Origin of the sequence: Jeotgalicoccus sp. ATCC 8456 (genome assembly GCF_016313225.1) — a bacterium.
Lineage (GTDB): Bacteria > Bacillota > Bacilli > Staphylococcales > Salinicoccaceae > Jeotgalicoccus > Jeotgalicoccus marinus.
The window spans coordinates 93884-120249 of sequence record NZ_CP066224.1 but is presented as its reverse complement, the minus strand read 5'-3'; the positions used below and the strand labels follow the sequence as shown (position 1 = coordinate 120249).

Annotated in this window: 28 protein-coding genes; 8 read left to right on the top strand and 20 right to left on the bottom strand. The window is 36.8% G+C overall.

Going from position 1 to position 26366, the window contains the following annotated elements:
• Positions 1 to 6 precede the first annotated feature (6 nt).
• Genes ytpR through JEM45_RS00750 form a run of 4 tightly spaced genes read right to left on the bottom strand, consistent with a single transcriptional unit; the run spans position 7 to position 3503 of the window.
• Entirely contained in the window at positions 7 to 591 is a 585-nt protein-coding gene (ytpR, locus tag JEM45_RS00765; RefSeq protein WP_026866694.1) for a YtpR family tRNA-binding protein, read from the bottom strand.
• An 11-nt stretch (positions 592 to 602) separates the two neighbouring features.
• Positions 603 to 1421 carry a DUF1444 family protein gene (locus JEM45_RS00760; protein ID WP_035856157.1) on the bottom strand — a complete coding sequence of 273 codons (819 nt, stop codon included), beginning with the start codon at positions 1419 to 1421 and terminating at the stop codon, positions 603 to 605.
• A 15-nt stretch (positions 1422 to 1436) separates the two neighbouring features.
• A complete protein-coding gene (locus JEM45_RS00755) occupies positions 1437 to 2426 on the bottom strand; it encodes a PTS sugar transporter subunit IIC (RefSeq protein ID WP_026866693.1) in 990 nt (329 codons plus the stop codon).
• A gap of 3 nt (positions 2427 to 2429) precedes the next feature.
• Positions 2430 to 3503, bottom strand: coding sequence for a M42 family metallopeptidase (locus JEM45_RS00750; protein WP_166626805.1), 1074 nt, complete (start codon positions 3501 to 3503; stop codon positions 2430 to 2432).
• Positions 3504 to 3573: 70 nt separating this feature from the next.
• On the opposite strand from JEM45_RS00750, the gene JEM45_RS00745 reads away from it, so the two are divergent.
• On the top strand, positions 3574 to 3870 hold the full coding sequence (locus tag JEM45_RS00745) for a hypothetical protein (protein ID WP_026866691.1): 297 nt from the start codon (positions 3574 to 3576) through the stop codon (positions 3868 to 3870).
• A 14-nt stretch (positions 3871 to 3884) separates the two neighbouring features.
• On the opposite strand, the gene JEM45_RS10895 is transcribed toward JEM45_RS00745, so the two are convergent.
• From JEM45_RS10895 to JEM45_RS00710, 8 genes are all read right to left on the bottom strand, one after another.
• The gene (locus JEM45_RS10895; protein ID WP_235678879.1) at positions 3885 to 4199 is read right to left on the bottom strand and encodes a beta C-S lyase family protein; all 315 of its coding nucleotides are present in this window, start codon (positions 4197 to 4199) and stop codon (positions 3885 to 3887) included.
• A 67-nt stretch (positions 4200 to 4266) separates the two neighbouring features.
• A complete protein-coding gene (locus tag JEM45_RS00740; protein ID WP_235678877.1) occupies positions 4267 to 5079 on the bottom strand; it encodes an aminotransferase class I/II-fold pyridoxal phosphate-dependent enzyme in 813 nt (270 codons plus the stop codon).
• Between the two features lie 84 nt (positions 5080 to 5163).
• Positions 5164 to 5796 carry a tRNA (guanosine(46)-N7)-methyltransferase TrmB gene (gene trmB, locus JEM45_RS00735; protein ID WP_026866689.1) on the bottom strand — a complete coding sequence of 211 codons (633 nt, stop codon included), beginning with the start codon at positions 5794 to 5796 and terminating at the stop codon, positions 5164 to 5166.
• 18 nt (positions 5797 to 5814) lie between these two features.
• The gene (locus tag JEM45_RS00730; protein ID WP_166626806.1) at positions 5815 to 6606 is read right to left on the bottom strand and encodes a phosphotransferase family protein; all 792 of its coding nucleotides are present in this window, start codon (positions 6604 to 6606) and stop codon (positions 5815 to 5817) included.
• Positions 6607 to 6914: 308 nt separating this feature from the next.
• Positions 6915 to 8321 (bottom strand): dipeptidase PepV, encoded by a 1407-nt coding sequence (gene pepV / locus JEM45_RS00725; RefSeq protein ID WP_156889147.1) that lies wholly within the window; start codon positions 8319 to 8321, stop codon positions 6915 to 6917.
• Between the two features lie 124 nt (positions 8322 to 8445).
• Positions 8446 to 9132 carry a hypothetical protein gene (locus JEM45_RS00720; RefSeq protein WP_198687537.1) on the bottom strand — a complete coding sequence of 229 codons (687 nt, stop codon included), beginning with the start codon at positions 9130 to 9132 and terminating at the stop codon, positions 8446 to 8448.
• Between the two features lie 81 nt (positions 9133 to 9213).
• A complete protein-coding gene (locus tag JEM45_RS00715; protein WP_026866686.1) occupies positions 9214 to 9897 on the bottom strand; it encodes a pseudouridine synthase in 684 nt (227 codons plus the stop codon).
• Positions 9898 to 11535 (bottom strand): putative polysaccharide biosynthesis protein, encoded by a 1638-nt coding sequence (locus JEM45_RS00710; RefSeq protein ID WP_026866685.1) that lies wholly within the window; start codon positions 11533 to 11535, stop codon positions 9898 to 9900. It lies immediately after the preceding gene.
• An 82-nt stretch (positions 11536 to 11617) separates the two neighbouring features.
• On the opposite strand from JEM45_RS00710, the gene JEM45_RS00705 reads away from it, so the two are divergent.
• Positions 11618 to 12874: a BaiN/RdsA family NAD(P)/FAD-dependent oxidoreductase gene (locus JEM45_RS00705; RefSeq protein WP_166626808.1), complete on the top strand. Its 1257-nt coding sequence runs from the start codon at positions 11618 to 11620 to the stop codon at positions 12872 to 12874.
• Between the two features lie 356 nt (positions 12875 to 13230).
• Here JEM45_RS00705 and leuS read toward each other — a convergent pair whose 3' ends face one another.
• The 4 genes from leuS to JEM45_RS00685 form a co-directional block, all read right to left on the bottom strand.
• Positions 13231 to 15645, bottom strand: coding sequence for a leucine--tRNA ligase (gene leuS / locus JEM45_RS00700; RefSeq protein ID WP_026866683.1), 2415 nt, complete (start codon positions 15643 to 15645; stop codon positions 13231 to 13233).
• 233 nt (positions 15646 to 15878) lie between these two features.
• Positions 15879 to 16340: a methylated-DNA--[protein]-cysteine S-methyltransferase gene (locus JEM45_RS00695; RefSeq protein ID WP_051220491.1), complete on the bottom strand. Its 462-nt coding sequence runs from the start codon at positions 16338 to 16340 to the stop codon at positions 15879 to 15881.
• Positions 16341 to 16344: 4 nt separating this feature from the next.
• Entirely contained in the window at positions 16345 to 17904 is a 1560-nt protein-coding gene (locus JEM45_RS00690; RefSeq protein ID WP_198687536.1) for an ABC-2 transporter permease, read from the bottom strand.
• Positions 17879 to 18625: an ABC transporter ATP-binding protein gene (locus JEM45_RS00685; protein ID WP_198687535.1), complete on the bottom strand. Its 747-nt coding sequence runs from the start codon at positions 18623 to 18625 to the stop codon at positions 17879 to 17881. The genes JEM45_RS00690 and JEM45_RS00685 overlap by 26 nt, the downstream gene beginning before the upstream one ends.
• A 51-nt stretch (positions 18626 to 18676) precedes the next feature.
• On the opposite strand from JEM45_RS00685, the gene JEM45_RS00680 reads away from it, so the two are divergent.
• A complete protein-coding gene (locus tag JEM45_RS00680; RefSeq protein ID WP_198687534.1) occupies positions 18677 to 19222 on the top strand; it encodes a tRNA 5-(aminomethyl)-2-thiouridylate-methyltransferase MnmM in 546 nt (181 codons plus the stop codon).
• On the opposite strand, the gene JEM45_RS00675 is transcribed toward JEM45_RS00680, so the two are convergent.
• The gene (locus tag JEM45_RS00675) at positions 19219 to 20028 is read right to left on the bottom strand and encodes an alpha/beta hydrolase (protein WP_026866679.1); all 810 of its coding nucleotides are present in this window, start codon (positions 20026 to 20028) and stop codon (positions 19219 to 19221) included. The genes JEM45_RS00680 and JEM45_RS00675 overlap by 4 nt on opposite strands.
• 79 nt (positions 20029 to 20107) lie before the next feature.
• On the opposite strand from JEM45_RS00675, the gene JEM45_RS00670 reads away from it, so the two are divergent.
• The 4 genes from JEM45_RS00670 to JEM45_RS00655 all read left to right on the top strand — a co-directional run bounded on the left by JEM45_RS00670 (position 20108) and on the right by JEM45_RS00655 (position 22429).
• Positions 20108 to 20611 carry a gamma carbonic anhydrase gene (locus JEM45_RS00670; RefSeq protein WP_198687533.1) on the top strand — a complete coding sequence of 168 codons (504 nt, stop codon included), beginning with the start codon at positions 20108 to 20110 and terminating at the stop codon, positions 20609 to 20611.
• A 93-nt stretch (positions 20612 to 20704) separates the two neighbouring features.
• On the top strand, positions 20705 to 21691 hold the full coding sequence (locus JEM45_RS00665) for a proline dehydrogenase family protein (RefSeq protein ID WP_026866677.1): 987 nt from the start codon (positions 20705 to 20707) through the stop codon (positions 21689 to 21691).
• A 17-nt stretch (positions 21692 to 21708) separates the two neighbouring features.
• Complete coding sequence (locus tag JEM45_RS00660) at positions 21709 to 22074, top strand: fluoride efflux transporter FluC (protein WP_026866676.1); 366 nt, start codon at positions 21709 to 21711, stop codon at positions 22072 to 22074.
• Positions 22067 to 22429, top strand: a complete 363-nt coding sequence (locus JEM45_RS00655) for a fluoride efflux transporter FluC (protein WP_026866675.1) — start codon at positions 22067 to 22069, stop codon at positions 22427 to 22429. The genes JEM45_RS00660 and JEM45_RS00655 overlap by 8 nt, the downstream gene beginning before the upstream one ends.
• Before the next feature lie 183 nt (positions 22430 to 22612).
• On the opposite strand, the gene JEM45_RS00650 is transcribed toward JEM45_RS00655, so the two are convergent.
• The 3 genes from JEM45_RS00650 to JEM45_RS00640 form a co-directional block, all read right to left on the bottom strand.
• Positions 22613 to 23239 carry an LbetaH domain-containing protein gene (locus JEM45_RS00650; protein WP_026866674.1) on the bottom strand — a complete coding sequence of 209 codons (627 nt, stop codon included), beginning with the start codon at positions 23237 to 23239 and terminating at the stop codon, positions 22613 to 22615.
• Between the two features lie 94 nt (positions 23240 to 23333).
• A complete protein-coding gene (locus tag JEM45_RS00645; RefSeq protein WP_026866673.1) occupies positions 23334 to 24572 on the bottom strand; it encodes a M20 family metallo-hydrolase in 1239 nt (412 codons plus the stop codon).
• A gap of 69 nt (positions 24573 to 24641) precedes the next feature.
• Entirely contained in the window at positions 24642 to 25379 is a 738-nt protein-coding gene (locus tag JEM45_RS00640) for a DUF429 domain-containing protein (RefSeq protein ID WP_026866672.1), read from the bottom strand.
• Positions 25380 to 25446: 67 nt separating this feature from the next.
• On the opposite strand from JEM45_RS00640, the gene JEM45_RS00635 reads away from it, so the two are divergent.
• Positions 25447 to 26352 carry an aminoglycoside phosphotransferase family protein gene (locus JEM45_RS00635; RefSeq protein WP_051220490.1) on the top strand — a complete coding sequence of 302 codons (906 nt, stop codon included), beginning with the start codon at positions 25447 to 25449 and terminating at the stop codon, positions 26350 to 26352.
• Positions 26353 to 26366 lie beyond the last annotated feature (14 nt).

Sequence of the window (26366 nt, the reverse complement as noted above, 5' to 3'; positions counted from 1 at the left end):
CCTTTACTAGACTGAAAAAATTTCTCCGACATTATAACTATCATCGAGGACGTAGATACCTTTTACCCCGTCATCTTCTAAGTTCAATTCCTTTTTAGAACAAATCATACCGTTTGAATTTACACCACGTAAGACAGACGGCTTAATATAAAGACCATTTGGCATAATCGCACCATTACATGCCACGACAACTTTTTGTTCTACATCAACATTCGGGGCCCCACAGACGATCTGTAATAGTTCAGTCCCTACATCAACTTTTGTTACATTTAGTTTATCAGCATCTGGGTGTGGTGTCTTCTCTATTACTTTACCTACTATAAATTTAGGCTTTAGATCAAATTCGAGAGACTCAATATCATTTTTTGATAAAAGTTCGTTGATCAAAGGCACCATTTTTTCATAGTCTTTGTAAGATGTATCTAAATTGTCAAAATGACTTGAAGCGTTGAAGATATTTAAACCAATAACTTCATTGCCATCTTTGATTAACGTAATATCGCCTCTGGTATCATATGAAACTGTATCTGCTTTTTTCATCGTGACAAGTAAAACATCACCGATATGATCTTTATTGTATGTGATTCTCAAAAGTATTCCCTCTATTCTTCATCATTTTTCTTTTTATTATAGTTCCTTTGTTTCCCTAGAATAAACACTGGTTGAAGCTTATCTCCGTCATAAGAGAACGACAGCGACGTAATTGGTGTTAGACCTTCTGCAAAATACTGCATCATCATTTGAGCCATGATGTCATAACCAACATTATTTTTACAATCTGCAATAATCAACACATCTTGGTGAGGCAGTCCAACTAACATTTCACCTTCTGTTTGACTCAACATATCATTTAAAAAATCAACATTTAATATTCTAGAAGCATCATAACCGTCGTTGTGATTGACGAAATAAAAGTCATTTTCTTGAATCGTTTCCTTCTTCAAGTCGATTTTTAAATTCTTTAAGTTGTTATTTGCAAGCACCTTCATGTCTTCTTTTGACATGCTCATTTCTTCTAGTAGACTTTCATCAATGAGTCGATAGCTCTTTTCGAAATCAATCGCATAATAGATATTAGTTTCATTCGTATGTGCTTCAACAATAAAGTGTTTACCATCCTTAGTTTCAGTTGGGAAACTAGTCGCACGGATGACTGGGTAAACCATCGCGTCTTTTGGATCAATCGATTCTTCACCCATTCTTCTGAGTGACTCATCAATATAATAGACAATTTCATCAATGAGAGAACCGTCATTCTTCGCCTTTGTTAAAGCTTTAGACAAGGCTACTGTAATGCCCTTTCCATTATCTGTTCTCTCAACTCTGAGTGTTTCTTCTTCCCTATCAAACTTTTCTTTAAACTCAAGATTTTTTTCATTCAATTTTTCAATAATTAAGTTTTTAAATTTATATATATTCATGGTGACCTCCTACATTTATTTCCCTAAACGTATCACTTGATCTCCCGCTTTTATAAAGCCGAAGTGACTAAACAGCTTATAGAATATCAAAGTAATAATCAGAGGTAAAATAATATGAAATACTGATATCAAAACGATTGTTGATACTGATAAGCCCATCGTTTCAATCGCCATTATTTGACCAACAAAACCGCTCGTTCCCATTCCTGCACCAGCAGCATTGTTAGCCATGGGGAAAAACACAGTCATAATCGGTGCAATGATCGCACTCGATAATACTGGTGGTATGATGATAAATGGATTTCTTAGAATATTTGGTACTTGTAACATCGATGTACCTACCCCTATAGAGATCACACCAGAAATACCATTATCTTTATAGCTCATCGCAGCTAAACCGACCATGTGACAACAACATCCAATGACTGCTGAAGCAGCTGCTAATCCATTTAAATCTAACATTAAAGCCAAGGCAGCACTAGATAATGGTGCAGTGAGCGTCACTCCGAACACGACACTGACCAAGACACCCATAACAAAAGGTTGTTGGTCTGTTGAAAACATGATAATGTCACCAAGACCTGTCATCACGCCACCTACAGCCTCACCAATAAAGGAGGCACTAAAGAGCCCAATTGTTAAGGTTAATAAAGGGGTGATGATGATATCAAGCTTTGTTTTACTCTGATATAATCTTGCGAGCTCTATCACAATCAGTGCCACAATATAAGATGCTGCTGCACCACCTAGGTCATAAGAATATTGACTGACTGCAAGTGTTGAAAATATAACGAGTGGTGGGGATTTTAAACCATAAGCGATTGCTGCACCAATGGCGGCACCTGTAACACTCTGAGCCGCGTCTCCGATGGCTGAAAACCCACTTAAGATAGGGATGTATTTAGCGATAGTATTTATAATCAAACCGATGATTAAGGATCCAAACAAGCCTAACGCCATAAAGCTCATCGCTTCGATAAACCATCGATGTAATATTTTCTTCATCGTTTATCCTCTTAGTTCTTCAATTGTTTCTCTATTTGATTTTTTAATTAGTTCAGTTAACAATTTATTTGCATGAAGATAATCTTCGTAATTAATTATCGAGTTTGCAGTATGAATATAGCGGGAACAAATTCCGACTACAGCACTCACGACACCATCATTAGATACATGGATACTCCCTGCATCTGTTCCACCTGGTGAAGTATAGTATTGGTACTTAATATCATTTTCTTCAGCTGTGTCTATTAAGAACTGTCTCATCTTAGGCGCTAAAATCATTGTTCTGTCCATCAGTCTCAATAATGTGCCTTGTCCAATTTTACCCATGTCATCTTTCTTACCTAACATGTCGTTTGCTGGTGAACAATCAACAACATAAGCAATATCTGGCTGTACTAAATTCGCACTTGCTTTCGCACCACGAAGACCGACTTCTTCTTGAACATTTGCTCCAATGTATAAGTCACAGTCTAATTCTACATCTTTAAGTGCCTCTAAGACTTCAATGGCAATTAAGCAGCCATAACGATTGTCCCAGGCCTTAGCGAGTATTTTCTTCTCATTTTTAAGTACTTGGAAATCAACTTTAGGTACGATTGAGTCGCCTAAATTAATTCCCATCTCTAGAAGTTCTTCTTTAGAATCTGCACCGACATCAAGCAGCATGTCCTCAATTTTAGTTTCCTTATTGTTTCCTCTTCTAAAATGAACTGGGACACTACCAATTACACCAGTAATTTCCTCATTGTCTGAAGTTCGAACACTAAAACGTTGACTTAACAAAACATCTGTTGACCATCCACCTAGTGGTGTAAATTTGATGAATCCATTATCTGTTAACTCAGTGACCATGAAGCCAACCTCGTCCATGTGTGCAGCTACCATGACTTTTGGTGCATTCTCTTTCTTACTTCTTTTAACTGCAAAGATACCTCCAAGACCATCTTGGATTAGTTCATCTGCATTGTCTTTTAACTCTCTTCTCATATAATCTCTAACTTGATCTTCAAACCCTGGTGCACCGTGAAGTTCCGTTAAAGTTTTCATTCTTTCTAAAGTCTTTTGTGATAGTTCCATAAAATTACCCCTTTTTCTTGTTATTTCCCTTATATTCTATGGTAAACTGAGCTTTAAGGAGGATGTACATATGAAGCGTAATTTAATTATATTTACATTATTAGCTGTGACTGTAGTGCCATTAATTGTGTGGTTGAGTCTACATCGTAGAGTCGACACTAAGAAAATTGTTGATAATCTTCATCTACAATTTGAGGATATTTCATTTATCTCATTAGACTATCAAGCAGACGGAAGAAACCGTTTCGGACTCAACACAAATACAATCAGTGGGGTTTTACATGTCGGTAACGATGACAATGCTGTGAAGTATAACTTCCTAGCTGACCCTTATACAGCTGAAATCATGGAGATTACTATTCAGTAATCTCCATGATTTTTTTATTTTATCTGTTCGAAAGTTTTTCTAATTCTCTCTAAACCATCTTCAATTCTGTATCTAGGTGATGCTGCATTAAATCTGAAGTGCTTATTTTCATGATCTAAATACAACTTACCTGGTGAGACAGCAATACCCCCAATTTCAACAAGTGCTTTGTGAACAAGGTCAGCATCCAATCCTGATTTTTCAAAACTAATCCACCCTAAGTATGTCGCTTTTGGAATATCAAATGATAAATCATCAGCGAGATGTTCATCGATATAGTCGCTAATATATTTAAAATTGCCCTCAATATAAACGTTCAATTCGTCCATCCATTCACCGCATTCATTATAAGCGGCTTCGATTGCTGCTAAGGCGAGACTGGAAGCTGTATTTACGTTATAGCGTCCCCCCCATAGCTTTATTAATATCCTGTGTAATGTTTCTATCTTTAGTTAGGAAATACGAATGAGGTAAGCTTGCCAGGTTAAACGATTTACCAAGGCCAGTTGTAATTAATACAGGATCATTTTCATTGATTAAGGAAACCATTGATACAAAATCTTCCTTAGGTCTTACAAAGTCCATATGGATTTCATCGCTAATCAAATACACATTATTGTCCTGGCAAATACCTTTAATGGTTTCTAATTCTGTTTTAGACCAAACTTTGCCTGTTGGATTATGAGGATTACAGTGAATATAAAGCGTGACTGAATCGTCTTCACAAAGTTTAGTGAAGCCTTCTACGTCTAAGAAGTATTCTTTAACTTCAGCATCGTAAATTAAAGGGGATTCCACAATCTTTCTATCATTTCCTTTAATTAAATTAGGGAATGAATTGTATGAAGGTGTCGTTAGAATGACGCCATCACCTTCCTCCGTCACTTGTCTGATTACTTCACCTACAGTGTATAAAACTGAAGCTGCATAGTGGATATTATCATTATCAAGCTCGACATTAAAACGAGTCTTCCACCAATGTTTAATCGGCCCATAAAAACGCTCATTCTGCCACATTGTGTAGCCAAATATCCCATTATCTAGACGCGCTTTAATCGCGTCGCGAATTACTTCTGGTGTTTGGATATCCATATCGGCAATCCAAAATGGTGCTAGGCCTGTCTGTCCAAATAAAGCTTCTGTGCCGTCGTATTGCACACTATATGTACCTTCACGCGTGGTGTGTTTATCAAAATTGAACTGTGTCATCATATTCCTCCACTCTATTCTTCTTATCCTATTATTTTAACATTCTTTATAGGATAATACACGAATATAAAAAAGCACCTTTCCTTAGAAAGATGCTTGAATCCAGTATATTTTATGACCACGGCTCGAGAATTTCTCCTCGTACTCAGTTCTGATATTATCTTCTGGTTCATTATCATGTACATCCAGATTAAGTGCTTGAAATCTCATGCCAAACGCATTCATCGACTGTAAACTATATTCAAATAGCCCTCTATTATCAGTTTTAAACTCGATTATAGAGTCGTCCTTTAAGATTTCTTTATAAGACGATAAAAACCCACTATGCGTTAACCTTCTCTTAGCATGTCGATTTTTAGGCCAAGGATCTGAGAAGTTTAAGTAGATTTTGTCCACTTCATCGCTGTTGAAGTAATCTGTAATCGTATTGGCATCTAAAAGGACAAGCCTTAAATTATCTAAGTCGTGTTCTTTTACTTTTTCAACGACACGAATCATAACATTCTTATCGAGCTCAATACCTACATAGTTTATATCAGGGTTACGGCTCGCGAGCGTAGTAATAAAAGTCCCCATACCTGTCCCCACTTCAATATGAAGTTCACGGTCGACAGGAAAGAAGTCCTTAATCTTTTTAGCATATTCATTATTAATATCCACAAGATGAGCGTTTGACTCTAAGTAGTCAAACGCCCATGGTTTATTGCGCATTCTCAAAGTATTCACTCTTTCACTTTAAATAAGACGGTCTTTCTCCATCACTTTTGATAGGAATAAAATCCAATCGTTCATTTCTGTAAATCGTTTACGGTCTTCATACCATTGAATCATCGTAATCGCTTGAACAAACGTGTACCACTTCATACGTGCTCTTAAGTCGTTCGTTAACTCAACGCCGTAATTATCAAGCCAAGTTTGCCATTCTGAATGATCAACGTAAGGGTATAAAATCATCCCTAAATCAATGGCAGGGTCAGCAATCATTGCACCTTCCCAGTCCACTAAGAATAACTCATCGGTATCGGACAATAACCAATTGTGATGATTAACATCACCGTGACATACTCGACAATCTTTAACATCGATTGTAGGCACTCTGTTCTCAAGATATTGGATCGCGTCTCTAACAACATGGTGAGCATTCACTTTCGGTGACAATGATGACTGTATTTTGTTTAGTAATATTTCCGGAAGCATTGGTTTCATGCCCAATCGTTTTAACATGGTGAGCAACTGACGAGACGTATGAATTTTATTCATTAAAGCAGCGACTCTTGCACCACCCATGTCTCTTTTTGTCAACTCCCGGCCGTTTTTCCAATGCTGCGCTGTCACGACTTCTCCTGTCTCGATTCGTTTCGTCCAAACGAGTTTAGGGACGATACCTTCGGCGGATAAGGCAGCAAGGAAAGGACTGGCATTGCGCTTTAGGAAGAGCTTTCTACCATCTTGTTCTGCTTTGTAAGCTTCCCCAGATGGGCCCCCTAAAGGATCTAACTGCCAGCCGAGCTGATAGAAATGATCCAATTCTCACACCTCGTTTCCTCGTTCAAATAAAAAAATGCGCTAGCAAGTACTTGGATAGCGCAAATTTAGTTCGTGTTTAAAATCTTATATCGTTTATAGCTTTATTTCAAGAGCAAAAGAATGAATACTTTTGCCAACTCAATGTTAGTACTGAATAAATGTGATTTTACCTAAGATTTTATTAAATAGAAAAACTAAATGTTGTTAAACGTTAACTTTTCACCGAACATTTAATTCTCTTAAATTAATAAATAGCATATGCAAGTATACCAGTTTTCATAAGTAAATTAAATACTTTATTGAATTGATTAATGTTTTACTGTCAAACGATACATCGCTTCTATATAGATCGCAGTAGCTAAAATCAACTCGTCTATATCCATATGCTCATCCTTTTGATGCATCGTATCTACTGTGTTTTTAAACATTGCACCAAAGGCTACACCGCGTTCTAAGGTACGTGCGTATGTACCCCCACCAATGGTAAATGCTTCTCTCGTATCATTCACATGGCTACGATAACTCTCTAAAAGCGTCACAACTAAGTCATCATTCTTATCAACATAGTGTGGTACTTGGTCATGAATATCTTCTATATTAAATCCTTTTTCACTAATTAAGTCCCTAAAAGCTTTGATTCTTTTTTCAAAATCTAAACCTTGTGGATATCTTAAGTTGATACCAAAATCGCCACCGTCAACTTCCGTATAGTTAATCATTCCAGTATTGACACTAACCTCACCTAATTCTTCGTGCTGATGTGCCATGTTAAAAGCTTGCCCTTTAAAATTATCAAAAATATAGTCATTTGCAAAGCTTACAAATTGACGCCCGTTGGAATCGAGTTCTAGAGTATATAAGAATCGTAATAGCTCTATTCCAGCATTAATCCCTTCTTCTGGAGTCGAACCATGCGCACTTTGTCCCTGTAATTCCAGTTTTAAAAAGCCACTATCGATTTCGTAATCTCCGGACAACTGAGTTTTCCTTAAATAACCTTCAAATGATTGAATTACCGCACTCATGTTAACAAGCACTTTTAATTTAGCCATAGCAGATTCTGGGACCATATTATAGCGTTCTCCAGATATAAATGCTTTAAGCTCAATATCACCATCGACGAACTCATCTTCAAGTTCAGTTTGTACTATATTGAATGAAGTGATACCTTTTTCACCGTGAATAACTGGAAACTCTGCATCAGGAGAAAAACCAGCACTCGGCATTTCTTCAGTATCAAAATATCTCGTTGTGCATTCCCAATCCGATTCCTCATCAGTACCGATGATGACCCGAACACGTTGGTTGAATTCATAACCCTCTGCCTGTAGAATTTTTAAGGCATAATAGGCTGCCATTGTCGGCCCCTTATCATCTTGAACGCCACGTGCGTATATTTGATTGTCCCTGATCACTGGCTCAAATGGTGGCGTTGTCCAACCAGAGCCAGGTGGTACAACGTCTACATGTCCTAAAATACCGAATAGGTCATCACCTTGACCGAATTCGATATGCCCCGCTAAATTACCAACCATTTTTGTTTCTTGACCGTCTCTCTTACCAAGTTCAAGCATATACTCCAAAGCTTTTTTTGGCCCATTGCCAACTGGAGCATCTACTTCACTTTCCCCTTTTACACTGTCAATTTCCAACAGACCCATCAAATCTTCAATTAATTCATCTTTATACTTATTCGCTAACATTTTAGCATCCATAATATGTAACCCCCAAAGTATCATTACTTATATTATATACTGAGTCAGTGTATCATTAAAAGAAAGAAGGGAAATCTCGGCTACCTGAGATTTCCCTTTCATTTCAAATATAAAGTTCTAATTCTTATTTTTCATTTTTCTTTTTGTCAGTAACGACATGAACGTTATGGTTTTCGTTATAGTCACCTTCATCTACAACTACATCAACATTGCTTTCTTTTTCAGCTTGTACTACTTCTTTTTCTACTTCATCGCTTGATAACCCGCCTTCATCTGCAAGTGTAGATTCTCTTTCAGCTAAATCATCTGTGTTTTCAGAATCTGGCTTAGCATCTACTGCTTCATTAGAATTATCCTTAGCTTTCTTCACTTCTTTTTTTGCTTGGTCTACTTGTTCTTTCCCCTTTGCTTTTAAGTTTTCCTTATAAGCTTCTGGGTCTTCTTTGGCTTTTTGATATTCATCTTTAGCCTTGTTTTGTACATCTTGTGCTTTATTTTTAGCAACTTCTACTTGTTCGCTTGCTTTATTCTGTACATCTTGAGCTTTAGCAGTTGCTTTTTCCTGTACATTTTGAGCATAAGCTTTAGGGTCTTCTTTTACTTTACCGTATTCTTCCTTTGCTCTTTCCTGTACTTCTTGTGCTTTAACCGTTGCTTTTTCTTGGACGTTTTGAGCATAAGATTTAGGATCTTCCTTAGCTTTGTTATATTCAGCTTTTACAGCATCTTTATTATCAGCTAATTTTTTTGCAGCATATGCAATACCAAGTACTGCCCCAACTCTAAATACCAAATTAAATAATCTTCCCATTTTGATACACCTCATATTCTTGATTATAATTCTTTTGCTTAATATGAAATATACCCTGCATTAACAAAGGTAAACTTAAATTTACAATTTTTTTATTTCATCCGTTGTTAAGTGTCTCCATTGCCCTTCTATTAATGATTCATCTAAGTCAAGTGACACAAATTTAACACGTTTCAAGGCGATGACTTCATTATCCAAGGCTTGAAACATTCTTTTAACTTGGTGAAACTTTCCTTCACTAATTGATAGGTGAAGGTGGTGCGCATCGATTTGCTCTACACGTGCTGGCTTCGTCTTAAAATCTTTCAATTGTATGCCGTTTTCCAAGTGTTCAACATCCTTGTTATCAACCCGATTTTTTAAAGTGACATGATAAGTTTTAAAGTGTTCATTTTTAGGCGATAAAAGGCGGTGGGCAAGTTTTCCGTCATTGGATATTAATAGGAGCCCTGTTGTGTCCTTGTCTAAACGACCAACTGGAAATAGCTCATTTCCTTGAGGATGGTCAATTAAATCGATGACTGTTTTTGTTGGTCCCTCTTCAGTAGACGAGATAACTCCAGTTGGCTTATTCATCATAAGATAGATATATTCTTCTAAATTCACGCGTTCATCTTGGAAAGTGATTTCATCTTCATAAGTGACTTCAACTTTCACTTGCTTTTCAATCTGGCCATTCACTTTTACCATGCCCTTACGAATCCACTTCCCAACCTCTTTACGGCTACCAATGTTTGCGTTCGCAAGATATTTATCCAGTCTCATTTATAAAAACTTCACTTTCCGACGAATTTTCATAGCGCGTTCACCAAGCACTTCATCTGCAATACCTGTTTTAAAGGCAATAAGCATATAAACTAATACTCCTATAGGTACTGTGATCACTAGAGCAATCACTGCTGTAACTGTCGTCAGTGGTTGGTTCATATTCATCAGTAATAAGTAGTACACAACTTCAACAACTAATGTCATTGCTAATGCTAGCACTATAATTTTAAAGATTGGCATTACGAAGGCACTGAAACGAATCTTGCCATATTTTTTAATAATGATTAAGTTCATAATTACACCGACACCAAGCGCAATGGCTGTACCCATGACTGCACCCACTGTGTAGAAATACATCACCAAAGGAATATTAATTACAGCTTTTACGATTAACATTATGATGACAACATAAAAGGTATGGCTTTGTTTATCGATACCTTGAACAATTGAACATGTAACAGAAAACAGTGAAATAATGATACTGACTGGTGCATAGACTGTCAGTATCATAATACCAACCTCGTTGTAACTATAAAAAGCTGTATAAATTGGCGCAGCAAGTATCATCATACCAAGTCCTGCTGGAATGACGAAAAATAGCAACATTAAAATCATCGATTTCACTTGGCCATGTACATTATCAAATAACTTCTGCTGATAATTTTTCGTTATAAAAGGTAAAATAGTAATTGCAAAGGCTGATGCAAAGGAAGTTGGAATCATAACGAGTTTATGTGTTGTTAAGTTCAACATACCAAACCATGAGTCCTGCAAGGCTCCAGGTACACCTGCTAGGGACAACGCATTATTATGTGTCATCTGATCGATAAATAATAAAACTGGGATACTGACACTCACAATAATAAACGGTAAGCCGTAACGAATAATTTCCTTATACATATCCCCATAGGATAGGCTGATACCACTCGTATCAGTGCCGATTTGTTGTTGCATTATTGGCTTACGCTTTCTCCAAAAAACAGCAAGTGTGAGCGTTGCACCAATTGCACCTACAAAAGCTGCGAAAACAGCAATTTGGTTAGCGGTTTTTATAGATCCATCTAAGACGTTTATAACTACAAAAGCACCTGTTAGTAGGACAGCAATTCTTAAGATTTGTTCAACAACTGATGATGCACTTGTTGGACCAAATGATTCATGCCCTTGGAATATTCCACGCCATGTTGCCATAAATGGGACGACAATGACTGCGAAACTGACCACTCTGATGACACTTGTAATGTCTTCAGCACTCCATCTATGGTCTCCACTACCACCCGCAGCACTCTGTGCTTCAGCGATATATGGCGCTAGGAAAAACAGTGCTAAAAAGGCAATACACCCTGAGGCCATCATCACAATTAAACTTGATTTATATAATTTCCTACTCGTTTCATAGGCACCAAGTGCATTATATTTGGCAACGAATTTAGACACAGCACCCGGTACACCTGCTGCTGCGACTGATAACATAATTGTATAGGGCGTGTATGCATAGCCATATAAAGCTAAATTTTCCTCTCCGCCCATAATGCTGTAAAATGGGATGAGATAGAGCATACCTAATATTTGTGTTGTGAATGTTGCGGCCGTGAGTAAGAACGTGCCGCGGAACATCTTCTTCTGATCCGACATAATTAACCCTTCTTATCTATATTAAACATACAAATTATTATAATGTATAAGATTAAACTTTAAAACTAAAAGGAGCAAGAAAATGTACGATACGATAGTCATTGGTGGTGGCGTGAGCGGTATTATGGCTGCTTATGCTGCAAGTTTGAATAATAATCAAGTCCTACTGATTGAAAAGAACAAAAAACTTGGGAAAAAATTATTAATTTCAGGTGGTGGACGTTGTAATGTAACAAACCGTCTACCATATGAGGAAATTATTAAACACATTCCAGGTAATGGGAAATTTCTCTATGGCCCTTTTTCAGTTTTTGACAACGAATCTATCATTAGCTTCGTAGAATCTAACGGCGTGAAATTAAAGGAAGAAGACCATGGCCGTATGTTCCCAGTGTCAAATAAGGCACGGGATGTATTGAACGTCTTCTTAGAGAAGCTAGAAGAAAATAAGGTGACTGTGCAGTATTCAACTGAAGTCCAGGCGGTTTTATCTGAAGATGGTAAAATCACTGGAGTGAAAACGTCGGATAATCAAACCATTCACTCAAAAAATGTCATAGTCACAACTGGAGGGAAAAGTGTACCTCAAACTGGATCTACAGGTGATGGCCATAAATTTGCAAAAACACTTGGGCATACTATAACTGAGTTATTTCCAACTGAAGTTCCAATTACTTCAAATGAAAAATTCTTTAAAGATGGCACACTTAAAGGAATCTCCTTAGATGATGTTGCCCTTTCTGTATTAAAGAAAAACGGAAAGCCAAGAATTACCCATCAAATGGATATGATTTTCACTCATTTTGGAGTCAGTGGTCCAGCGGCCCTTCGTTGCAGTCAGTTTGTCTACCGTGAACAACAAGCTCAAAAACGTCAGGATATTACAATGCAAATCGATTTCTTTCCAGATATCTCTGAAGGTAAGTTAACTGAGGATATAAACAAACTCATTAAAGATAATATCGATAAAAGCCTAAAGAACATCTTAAAGAATATGCATCAGGAACGATTAATCACCTTTATGCTGGAATACTTGGATATTGAAATGGATAATAGCGGGCACCATGTTTCTAATCAAGAACGACAAAAAATTGTGGAATTCTTTAAACGTTTTAGATTTACCGTAAATGGTACACAGTCTATTGAAAAAGCCTTTGTAACAGGTGGTGGGGTAAACCTAAAAGAACTTCAACCTTCTACCATGTCATCCAAGCTTGTTGAAGGTCTTCACTTTGCCGGCGAAGTTTTAGATATCCATGGTTATACTGGTGGCTATAATATTACGAGTGCACTTGTCACCGGTTATACTGCTGGCTACCACTGTTCACACAGGGAATAATGGGTAGATTTGTATAGAAGGTCAACGGTGAATTGGTGTTAGCCTACATTGTTAGAAATGTAACGAGCCTATCACATCCCCTGCCAAAATTTCTAGAATGGTGATGTGAGTTCCTCGTCCCTATCCAACATACTCAGAATAGTGATGTGATTTCTTCATCCCTATCCAACATACTTAGAATAGTGATGTGATTTCCTCATCCCTATCCAATCCGATTAGAATAGTGATGTGAACTCCTCGTCCCTATCCAAATACCCCAAAAAATCCGAATCTAAGACGAAAGTTCTAACTCCTATACAAAAAAGACATTGAAAACTTTAATTAAAGTTTTCAATGTCTTATATATTATCTATTTCTTAATTCGCAACAATGTTAACAAGTTTACCAGGGACGACAATCACTTTTCTAATCGTTTTTCCTTCAACTTGTGATTTAACTGTCTCGTCATCTAATGCGATACTTTCTAATTCATCTTTAGAAATATCAACCGCAACATTTAACTTCGTTTTAACTTTACCGTTGATTTGAACAACAACTTCCACTGTATCTTCAACGAGTTTAGTTTCGTCAAACGTTGGCCATTCGCTGTAAGCAACAGTATCTTCATTACCAAGGCGCTGCCATAACTCTTCGGCTAAGTGCGGTGCAACTGGAGAAAGTAGTTTAACAAAACCTTCTATATAAGATTTATTTATTCCCTCAGCCTTATAACCTTCATTTACAAATACCATCAATTGTGAAATACCTGTGTTAAATAACAAGTTGTCAAAGTCACTCGATACTTTCTTCACAGTTTCATTGTATACTTTATCGAGCTCTGGCGTATCTTTAGTAACTACTTTTGAAGAGACTTCTCCTGATGATTCATCAATAATCAAACGCCAAACACGGTCTAGGAATCTTCTCGCACCATCTAATCCATTTTCACTCCATGCAATGGACGCGTCTAAAGGCCCCATGAACATCTCGTAAAGTCTTAGTGTATCTGCACCGTGTGAGTATATAATATCATCCGGGTTAACGACGTTACCCTTAGATTTACTCATTTTCTCATTGCCTTCACCAAGGATCATACCCTGGTTATACAGTTTTTGGAACGGTTCTTTAGTAGGTACTGCGCCAATATCGTAAAGTACTTTATGCCAGAATCTCGCATATAGTAAATGAAGTACAGCGTGTTCTGTACCACCAATATATAGATCCACTGGTAGCCAGTGTTTTAATTTCTCTGGATCGGCAATCATTTCATCATTGTGCGGATCAATAAAGCGTAGGAAATACCAACTTGAACCTGCCCACTGTGGCATGGTATTCGTTTCACGACGCCCTTTAACGCCATCTTCTCTCACTACATTAACCCAATCCGTATTATTAGCAAGTGGCGACTCACCTGTCCCTGATGGCTTAATTTCAGTCATAACAGGTAGTTCTAGTGGTAGCTCATCCTCTGGTACAGTTGACATCGTACCATCTTCCCAGTGTATAACTGGAATTGGCTCACCCCAGTAACGTTGACGACTAAAGAGCCAATCTCTTAAGCGATAAGTTATCTTAGCCTCACCACTACCATTTTCTTCAAGGAGTTCAATGGCTTTCTTTATACCATCATTTAAGCCAAGACCATTTAAAGGACCTGAATTAATATGTGGTCCTTCACCAGTGAATGCTTCTTCTTCAACATTACCACCGTCCAGAACAGGAATAATATCCAGACCAAAAGTTTTCGCAAATTCATAGTCACGTTCATCATGAGCAGGAACAGCCATTATCGCACCTGTTCCATATGATGCCAAGACATAATCTGCTATCCATATCGGTAATTTCTCACCACTTAATGGATTCACTGCATAAGCACCAGTGAAAACACCAGTTTTTTCTTTGGCAAGATCAGTACGTTCTAGCTCACTCTTATGGGCTGCAGCAGTTTGATAGGCTTCTATAGCCTCTCTTTGTTCATCAGTCGTAATTTCATCGATTAATTTATGTTCTGGAGATAAAACGGCGTATGTTGCCCCGTAAATTGTGTCCGGACGTGTTGTAAAAGCGCTAAAGGATGTATCCGTGCCATCGATTTCAAATGTAATATTCGCACCCTCAGATTTACCGATCCAATTACGCTGCATATCTTTTAATGACTCAGGCCAATCAAGTTCATCTAGATCTGCCAGTAAACGCTCTGCATATTCAGTGATGCGTAGCACCCACTGTCTCATCGGCTTACGTACGACCGGATGACCACCACGTTCACTCTTACCATCAATAACCTCTTCATTAGCAAGTACTGTCCCCAATGCTTCACACCAGTTAACAGGCACTTCATCAACATAAGCGAGACCTTTGTTATATAACTGGATAAAAATCCACTGTGTCCACTTATAGTAGCTTGGGTCTGTCGTATTGATTTCACGGTCCCAGTCATAAGAAAAACCAAGTGCTTTAATTTGACGACGGAAATTATCGATATTTTTTTCATTAAAGGCATGAATATCATTACCTGTATCAATCGCATATTGTTCTGCAGGCAAACCAAATGCGTCCCAACCCATTGGATGTAGAACATCATAACCTTGCATACGTTTCATACGGCTAACTATATCCGTTGCTGTATACCCTTCAGGGTGACCAACATGAAGCCCCGCTCCAGATGGATATGGAAACATATCTAGAGCATAAAATTTCTTGTTACCTTTATTTTCTTTCGTTTTAAAAGTCTTGTTCTCTTCCCAAAACTTTTGCCACTTTTGTTCAATATCTCTATGCTTAAACGTCATTTCTTTCTCCTCCTGAAATTAAAAAATCCCATATCTAAAAAAGATATGGGACGATCTATAAGACCGCGGTACCACCCGCATTCACAATTATGTGCAACTTTGATTACTATTCATTTAACACAGACAAGTTCACTTGATTTTCATACTGGTTTACACCAACCACCAGCTCGCTTAAATAAAAATTTCAGTTACTACTTCTGATAGTATTAATATATCCGAATCTTCCATAATTATCAAGCTTGCTCAATATTTAATAATAGTTTCTTCTTATCTAAGCCACCAGTGTAGCCCCCATATCCTCCATCACTCGCAATAACACGGTGACATGGGATAATAATAGATATTGGATTTTTTCCATTTGCATTTGCAACAGCCCTTGAATAATTACTTCCTGAAATTCTATTGGCGAGCATTTTATAACTAATTGTTTGGCCAAATGGTATTTGGGCTAATTCTTTCCACACGCTTCTTTGAAAGTCTGTTCCCGACCCAGTAAAATCTACTGGAACATCAAAGTGCTTTCTTTTACCTTCAAAGTATTCATTTAATTCATTGACACATTGATCAAGTACTGCATTTTTTACATCACTGTCGGATGCTTCGTCACAGTAATTAATGTGAGTGATTGCCTGATCATTCGCTTTGATTTGTAAGTAACCAACCGGGAATCTTTCATAATAAGTGTACACTGGCATATTATCAGTCCTTATAAGTTATTTTGTAACCCTCATTATGCTTCTTAGCAGTTTTCCTAATACAGAAATAAGCGAGAACAAGACATAGTACTGTTAGGGAAATCAATAGAGTAAACATCGCTTGATGATTGATGACATTATTACCATCAACAACTTCAAACACTAAACTCGAAATACGACCAACGGCTAAAACCAGGACAAAAATGGTTGTTGTAATAATCACATTACTCGCAGTATCTAATCGGTTGGCAGGGCTCTTTTTAGAGACTACCGGACTCATTAAACCGATTACCATGCCTATGGGTATAACCGTTAGGACAGTTAAAATTGAGAGTATTATCGTATACATTAAGGCTGCCAATGTCGGTGTAATAATGAAGTAAATTACAACACTGAGCACTACATAAACCGGTAGAATAGTGATGACATTATATAAATACTTTGCACGCATTAAAGTCAATCCATTTACTGGTAAGAGCTTTAAAAACTGATAATGACTCGCGTCTCTTGCGGTGTTCATCGCGGACACAAAAAGTGAAATCATCACAGCGCCTGCAAAACCTATAGCAATTATAACCTGATCTGGGTTCAATACCCCACCAAACATGACAGGATTAGCGGCGACTAAATATAGAAATATGAATGGAAATAAATACTGTGGTAAGACGACAGACCATTCCTTAAAGTCACGAAAGGTCAGTTTTAAATCTTTTTTAATTAGAGATTTTATTGGATGATCCACAGTCGTTTTCACACTGCCATGGTATCTATTCACATTATCATTAACATTCCCTTTAATGAAGGCTTGGGTCACACTGGAAACAGTCAAACGAACTAAAGCTGTAATCAGTAAAACGAGAGCGATGTTTACGACTATCGTCATTATTAGTGACGGTTTATAAAGATATCCCGCATATAAAAAATTGATTTCTGGCATCATTTCTATAGTTTGAATCAAGTACTGACCACCTATTGTCATTATAAAAAATGGTAGTACTGATGCAAAACCGCCTACAAGGGTTAAGATCTCACCTACTCTTTTTGCAGAAGATATCTTAGTCACTAGAAAGACCAAACCATAAGATACTGCTATGGTTAGTACACCAAGTGCAACAAAGTACATCAAACTATTGAGGAGTATCACTGGATGACTATAGCGTATCGTAAGTGCAGCACCAACGATGACTGCTAAAATTAAATTTATTGGGAAAACTTTAAAGCCGTATTGTATAATCATCTTCGCCGTAAAAAGATGAGTTGGTTTTATCGGTAATAGTAAATAGGATTCTATATTTTTGTCCATAAACATCTCTTTAATAATGCCGTTGACTAAGAACAGAGCATGTATGATGAGTACAGCTAAACTGAGCAGTATGAGTGCTTTTGGAATCAAGCTTTCTTCTGCATTAATAAAGAATGTACTCATGAGCATCCACATCATTGGCAAGAGCACCATCATTATAATGAAAGCCAAAATAACATAAACGAGTATTTTAGATGTATCTAGGGCTTTGAGATAATTAATTTTAGATTTAGATTCAAGCTTCAGTATCTGCTTTAGCATCTTCTTTTTCACCACCTGTTAAACTTAAGAAGATGTCTTCTAGACTACCCTGACTACCATCTTTTAACTCTTCTAGTGTCCCTGTAATTTTAATCTCACCATTATATATAATACATATTCTATCTGCAATTTCTTCAGCTAAACTTAAAGTATGTGTGGTTAGAAATACCGTGTTACCCGCTTTTACATAGGCCTTTAAATAATCCTTTAAAAGACGGTTACTCTTTGGGTCGAGTCCAACTGTCGGTTCATCTAAGAATAAAAGTTCAGGAGAATGCATGAGAGCAGCGGTTAAGACAAGTTTTTGACGCATACCGTGAGAATATTCCTCAACTAAGGTACCAAGTGCCTGACCAATTTCAAACATTTTTGTTAGTTCGTCTCGTTTATTCTCATAAACCACTTCATCCATCTGATATACACTAGCAATAAAGTTCAAGTATTCAGCACCTGTCAATTTCCCCATAATATCCGGTGTATCTGGGACAAAACTCATCCGTCTTTTTATATCTACTTGATTTAAATCCATCTTACTACCAAAGATTTCGATCATACCGCTTGTGGGTTCAACTGAGCCGGTCAACATTTTAATTGTTGTAGACTTCCCTGATCCATTGGGTCCAAGGTAGGCAAACAACTCCCCACTTTTGACGTTGAAGTCAATATCATTGACCGCTATCTTGTCACCATATTTTTTTGAAAGCTGAGTGACTTCGATCATACTAAGTGCCTCATTTCTTGTGATAAAATTAATAGGAGAAAGGATGAAACTATGCTTAAAAAAATTCTACCAACTGCTAAAGAATATATAGAAGAAATTATTGAGCCGACAGACCATGTCGTCGATGCGACATGTGGCAATGGCCATGATAGTCAATTCTTATCGTCTCTTGTACCTAAGGGCACCGTCTATAGCTTTGACATACAAAAAGATGCCATTTTAAAAGCTAAAGAAACATATCCAGCACCAAATATACACTTCATTCAAGATGGTCATGAAAATGTCGATCAATATATCCAAGAAAATATCAAAGCTGCAATCTTTAATCTCGGCTATCTCCCAGGTGGAAATAAATCAATTACAACCATCCCTGAGACCACCGTTACCGCTCTTAATAAATTATTCACCCTGTTAAGTGTTGGTGGCAGAATTGCCATTGTGGTCTACCATGGACATGAGAGCGGCAAAATAGAACGTGATCAACTCATTAATGAACTGAGTAAGTGGCCTCAAGATACATGCCAAGTTTTAGAATATAAATATATCAACCAAAAAAATCATGCACCGTTCTTATTACTGATAGAAAAATCAGCCTAGTTTTTAGGAATTAAACCGATACTAAAGAGCTGTGTATTTATAAACTGGTCTAAGAGATAATATGGATATTCAATATCTTCACGTTGGAAAATACTATGTTCATTGGATTCCATCATTATAAATCTAAAATCAGCTGATAAGTTACGCTTCATATACTTAGCTGATAAGTATGGGTTTATAATTTGATTGTCATCTGTCATGATGCATAGGATTGGTACATCACCGACTTCTTCCATAGTCTCTGATGTTTCCTTCATCTGATTGATGACAGTCTTATACCACTGATAACTCACCTTATCGACGATAAGTTCATCTTTTTTATAGCGGTTTAGGAAGTTTTTATCCTCAGTAAAATAAGATAATTTAATCCCTGGATTAAACCTTGTTTCATCACTCGTCATACGCACACTCGTTAAAATAGTATTTTTTCTATTCATGAATGATTGTTTAAATGATAAGAGAGGATTTAAAAGGATTAATCCGTCTGACTGAATTCTTCCTTGCCGAGTGGCTTCAATCGCAATCAAGCCACCTAAGCCCTGGCCAATGACAAAAGTTGGTAACTCATAATCTAAGGCAAGGTTATGCCATTCAGCGATACGTTCTGTATATTGATCAAAATTATTAATATGCCCTTTATTTACACGCGTCGTTTGACCATGTCCTGGTAAATCCCCAATGATGACATGATAACCATCTCGGCGAAGCTTGACTGTAAGTGCATCGTAATATTCATGATGTTCTAATAAGTCATGAACGATAACAACAGCACCCTTAGCTTCATTTTCAGTTTCCCACTTCCACATATGCTGGCTCCTTACAAAAAAATTAAAATTTGATATGATGAAATCATTATAACATTCCATAAAAGAAAGGAAATTTAAAATGATACATGATTACAAAAATCACAGCCCAAAGATTAGTGACAATGCTTTTATTGCGCCAAATACAACCGTTATCGGTGATGTTGAAATTGGAGAATTTTCTTCAGTATTTTTCGGTTCTGTTATCCGTGGTGATATCGCACCAGTTCGTATCGGAAATTACACTAATGTTCAAGACCTTTCTATCTTACATCAAACACCAGGACTACCTCTGACATTAGAAGACAATGTCACGATTGGTCATAAGGTGACCCTTCACAGCTGTACAGTTAAAAAAGGCGCACTAGTCGGTATGGATTCAACAATACTTGATGAAGCTGTTATTGGAGAAAATGCCTTTATAGGTGCTGGCTCCTTAGTCACAGGTGGTACAGTCATTCCTCCAAATACCATGGCTTTTGGACGTCCTGCAAAAGTTGTGCGAGAACTCACAGAAGAAGACCTAGAAGAGATGAAGAGAATCAACGAGACATACGTTGGTCACATTCCAAATTATAAAAATTAAAAATTTAAAGTTTTTACACCAAATATATTATAAAAGGATATATAATAGCTTTAAACAATAAAAAGAAAACGCTTTACTTGTAGGAGGATTAGTATGGGAGTAGTAAGAGACATATTTATTGGTTTATCAGAAAATAAGGTTTTAAACGACGCATCAAAGCAGATGGGGTTACGCTTTGGCGCACAAAAAGTCGTTGGCGGAACTGGTGTTGAAGATACACTTAAATGTATAAATGACATCAACAACCAAGGTATGAGTGTTACATTTGATAACCTTGGTGAGTTTATTTCTGATAAGTCAGAGGCAACTACAGAGAAAAATAACATAATAAAAATGATTAAAGCAGTACAAGATAAAGGTGCAAGTGCCTACCCTTCGGTAAAACTTTCTCAAATTGGATTGCATATAGATGAAGAATTTTGCTACCAAAATATAAGAGAGATTATTGAAGCTGCTAAGAAAACGGATATGTTCGTTAACTTGGATATGGAGAATTATGTATCCAAAGAACCATCTATGAGAATTCTCGATAAGTTACTTAAAGAATTTGATAATGTAGGTACAGTCATTCAAGCATATTTTTATGATGCGAAGAAAGATGTAAGAAAATATAAAGATCAGCGCATTCGCTTAGTTAAAGGTGCCTATAAAGAGCCGACAACTTTGGCGTATCAGTCAAAAAATGACATTGATCAATCGTTCTTTGAAATTATTAAAACACATTTAGTTGAAGGTGAAGGTTTTACATCAATTGCAACACATGATCATAACATTATAGAAAAATCGATTCGTTTTATTGAAACTCAGAATATCCCAAAAGATAAATTTGAATTCCAAATGCTATATGGTTTCCGTAAGGAATATCAAGAAGAGTTAGTAAAACGCGGCTATAACATGTGTGTGTATGTACCATTTGGTACGGATTGGTATGCATACTTCATGAGACGTTTAGCTGAGAGACCTCAAAACTTAAACCTAGTCGTGAAGTCAGTGACGAAGAGCAAACGCTTTAGAGCAGGTGCCATCGGTGTCGCTGCCCTAATTGTGGTTTCTGGTCTCGTGAAATTACTTAAAAAATAAATAAAGATAGGATTTTTATGAATAATTATATAAAAATAGGCGTAGGTGCAATGCTCGGTGCACTCCTACGCTTTTTATTGTCAATCGGAACTCTAAACCTCGCCCTCCCCTTTTTCACAGGGACTTTAATCGTAAATATCGCTGGTGCCTTGTTGATTGGTTTTCTAATCGCAAAAGACATGAGTGCTGGTAAAACTGCATTTTGGATTAAAGGATTCTTAGGTAGCTTTACGACTTTTTCACTGTTGTCTTATGAACAATATCTCCTGTTGTCTTATGGGGATTATTTGGTTTTCATGGTTTATTTAGCAATTAATCTTTTCCTAGGGCTAATCGCAGTCTTTTTAGGATTCACTCTAGGAGGGAAAAAGGTCAATGATTAATTTAATTACCATGCTCGTCGCTGCAGCACTTGGTGCTTGCTTGCGCGTATACATTTCGAATTTAAGCGTGTTCAAAGAAAAAGAAATACCATTCAGTACACTCGCAGTCAATGTTATAGGCTCATTTTTGATGGGCTTATCCGCTATGATCTTACTCGCAAATTCACAGTACTACTTCGTCATCACAACAGGATTTTTAGGCGGATTCACAACCTATTCCCAGTTCGCCTTAGACCAATTCGACTTGTTGAGAGAAAAGAAAACCGTTCTATTCTTTAAATACTCCCTAGCCAGCATCTTCTTCACACTCGCTGGTATTGCTTTTGGTTTAATTGTGGGTAATATGTTTGTTTGATTTAGTTGGTTGTGGGAGTCAGGGAATCAACGCCAAAATAGTGTTAGACTCCAAGGCACTTTGAAGCTCAACGTCAAAATGACGTTAGACCCCTATACTCTTAAAGGAGCAACATCAAAAAAATATATGCTCAATATGAAAGTAAATGAAGCTTCTTATAATAAGAAGCTTCATCCACTTTTTCTAGTCTTCATAGTGTTTATTCACAAATTCTTCGATTGGTAAGTAAAAGTCATCAAGATTTTCTTTTACTTTGTCATATGACCAGTGCCACCATTCTATTTTCAGTAATTTTTCAATGATATCATCGCTAAACCGCTTCTTAATTTGTTTACCCGGAACACCGACAACAATTGCATAGGGTTCTACATCTTTTGTCACCACTGCACCTGCGCCAATCACAGCACCGTGACCGATGGTCACTTCTGGGGAAATGATTGCACCATGCCCAATCCACGTGTCATGACCAATAACTGTTTTACGACTTTCTCTATGCTCAAAAAACTGCTCATCATCCGTGTCACTAAAGCCGTACATTTTTCTTCTATAAGTAAAGTGATGTAAGGTTGGTCTCTCATAGGGGTGATCCGTCGGCCCGATTCTCACCATTGCTGCAATGTTAGAATACTTCCCGATCTCTGTGTTTTGCACGAAGCAAAATTGTCCTGTATAAGAAAAATCTCCAAAAGTACTATTCTCTAGAAAATTATACATACCAACTTCAGTGTAAATTCCAAACTCACTGTTAGTAATCTTAGCGTGATCATGTACTGTAACTTCATGACCCAATTGCTTATCTGAAATATTCATCTTGACCCTCCACAAGTTCGCTTTCTTATATCTTAACTTGTTGCCAAGTTGAACATTGTAAAGGTGTCGTGAATATCATGTAATTACAGTTAAATTATTTTTTCGATAAAAGATTCATAGACGTTTTTAAAAGCACATTCGCACCATCATCAATTTCCTCATCGGAAGTATATTCCAATGGATTATGACTCACACCATCTTTACTAGGCACAAAAATCATGGCTGATGGTGCAATTCTGTTAATCATTTGAGCATCATGACCAGCACCTGAAATCATTCTTTTAACAGTTAAATTCAAATCCCTAGCTGACTCCGTAATTGTATCCCCTAGCATTTCGTCAAACACAACTGGCTCAAAAATGGCAAATTCTGTTGCCTTTACACCAATTTCACCCTGTGCCTCAATTTCTTTTAATAACCCTCTAACAAATTCTTGTGCTTCATTAAACCCTTCATCTTCAGGGCTTCTCATATCTAAAGTAAAGGTCACTTTAGATGGAATGATCGTTGCAGCATTGGGTTCTAATTGAATTGAGCCGATCGTTGCAACTGTTGCCAATTTATTATCATTTATGTAGTTATATAATCTCGATGAAAAATATGCAAAAGCCTGCATTGGATCTTTTCTTAAATAATTCGGTGTTGACCCTGCGTGGTTTGCTTCACCAGTAAAAATGATTTCCCTTCTAGAATTCCCTTGTAAATTATATACTGCACCAATCTGTACATTCTCTTTCTCTAAAATCGGCCCTTGCTCTATGTGAAGTTCAAGATACCACTCGGGTTTAATAAAGCCGGGTTCATTGTCCCCTTTATAGCCGATGCGCTCTAGTTCATCACCCATACGCATTCCATCCATGCCGATTGTATCGAGTGCTTTATCAATGTTTAGATCACCAGAGTAAACTAAAGAACCGAGCATACTTGGTGGAAATCTAACACCTTCTTCATTTGTAAATGCAACAATGGTAATGGGTCTAGGAGATTTAAAATGATTTTCTTTTAAAGTCTCTACGACTTCAAGACCCGAAAGCACTCCAAGCACACCGTCATAAATACCCGCATCAATCACTGAATCTATATGAGATCCTATCATCAATGGTTTTTGATCTTTGTTTTCATCAGTCTGCCAAGTTGCAAACATATTACCAAATTGATCCAATTGGACAATTAACCCTAATGACTCAAACCAAGATTTTAGTAAATCTCTACCCGCTTTGTCCTCATCCGTTAAAGCAAGCCTGACTAATTGGCCCTCATCGTTTCTTCCAACTTTACTCAATGTCTTAATTCTATCTAACAATCTTTCCTTATTTATTCTTAAATGCTCCATTTGTTAAGCCCCTTTTCTTATATAAGTTGTCAAAACGACTTCTTACTTCAACTATATCAATATATAATACTATAATTGTATTTTTAGTTCCGGAATGATAATACATCCTTCTCCTAGACTGCCAAAATTATGTTCATAAGCATAGTTGTTATCAATTAAGTACATCGCTAAGGCGCATAAAAAGGCATCCATCTTATCTTCCAGATGTTTATAATGTTTAACGGACATATCTTTTCGATCATACTGGTAAACTTCAGAGAAGCCACTTATCATACTACGTACCTCAAATTTTTTTATTTCATTGATTAAGGTTTCCATACGGTCAAGGGACTCTGAAAAAGTCATACCTTTCTTTCTTTTATAATTCACAGGGTAGATATTTGGGAATAAGCCTGCACAGATACCGGTTGGAAAAGTCTCCTGAATCGTGTGAAAATTTTTTTGACCTATAGATGTATTTGGGATTTGATCCACTAGTAAATGACTCACCGTCTCTCCTCTAATACTTTTAAAAGTCTTTTCTAAAAATGTTCGGTTAGAATTGAATGCATATACTCTATAGCCATTGATTCTAGATTTTAATAGTGACCGCTCAGCATCCCTTGAACCACCTTCATTGTTCACAATTAAGGGCGCATCTATTCCAATCATTAATTCATATTTACTCTCTAATTGAATCATTTCTACTATTTCTTCATCAGTAAAAATTTTAGATTCCAGAAATTCTACTCTTCCTATATGGTCGATGACACATATACCTGTTTCATTGTTATAAGTCCAAGCAAGATCCACACCGATGTACTTCATAATATTACCCTTTCGTCTGATTAATCTATGGTAAAATTATAGCACTAATCAGATTGGAGCAGTTTTCATGTTGAATATAAAACAACTTCAAGTATTGTTAAGTATAGAAGAAATTCAAGAAGTAGAAATTTTGGATAAGGGCTTTTCCGACGATAGTAAATATGTAGTAAAAACGAGTAGGGACAAATTTCTTTTAAGACTGACTTCAATTAAAAATAAAGCACGAATGCTTCAAATGATTTCTCTTTTAAAACAAGCAAAGGCAAATAATATCCGTACACATCAAGTTATTGATCATGGAGAATTTTCAGAAACACAATATTATCTGTTAACGACTTGGATTGAGGGTCGTGATTTAGAAGTAGTATTGCCGACCTTATCAAAAGAAAAACAATACGAAATTGGTCTTCAAGCTGGTGAGATTTTAAGACACATTCATGATTTTGAGATGAATTTATTTAGTGAAGATAGGTGGGAAAATAGGTTTAATAAAAAGATTGATAAAAAGATTAAGGCCTATGAAGAATGTGATATTAAATTTGAAAATGGCGATTTATTTATAGAAGCTGTTGAGAGTCGTCGTTATCTTTTAAAGGATTCACCTATCGTCCAACATCACGGAGACTTTCATGTTGGTAATCTGTTAATAAATGACAAAGGTCAAATATATATTATTGATTTTGACCGTCACGATACTGGTGACCCTTATGAAGAATTTAATAGAATCGTATGGTGTGCTGGGGTCAGCTCTTATTTTGCCAGTGGTCGAGTAGATGGTTATTTTAATAATAATATTCCAAGTATATTTTGGGACTTACTCATCCTTTATATTTCAAATAATACTTTATCCTCATTACCATGGGCAGTTCCATTTGGAGATAAGCAAATTGAAGTCATGAAAGTTCAGGCTAAACAGATACTAACTTGGTACGATAATTTTAATACTTATATACCCTCATGGTATATTTCATAAAAAATGCCTTGAAA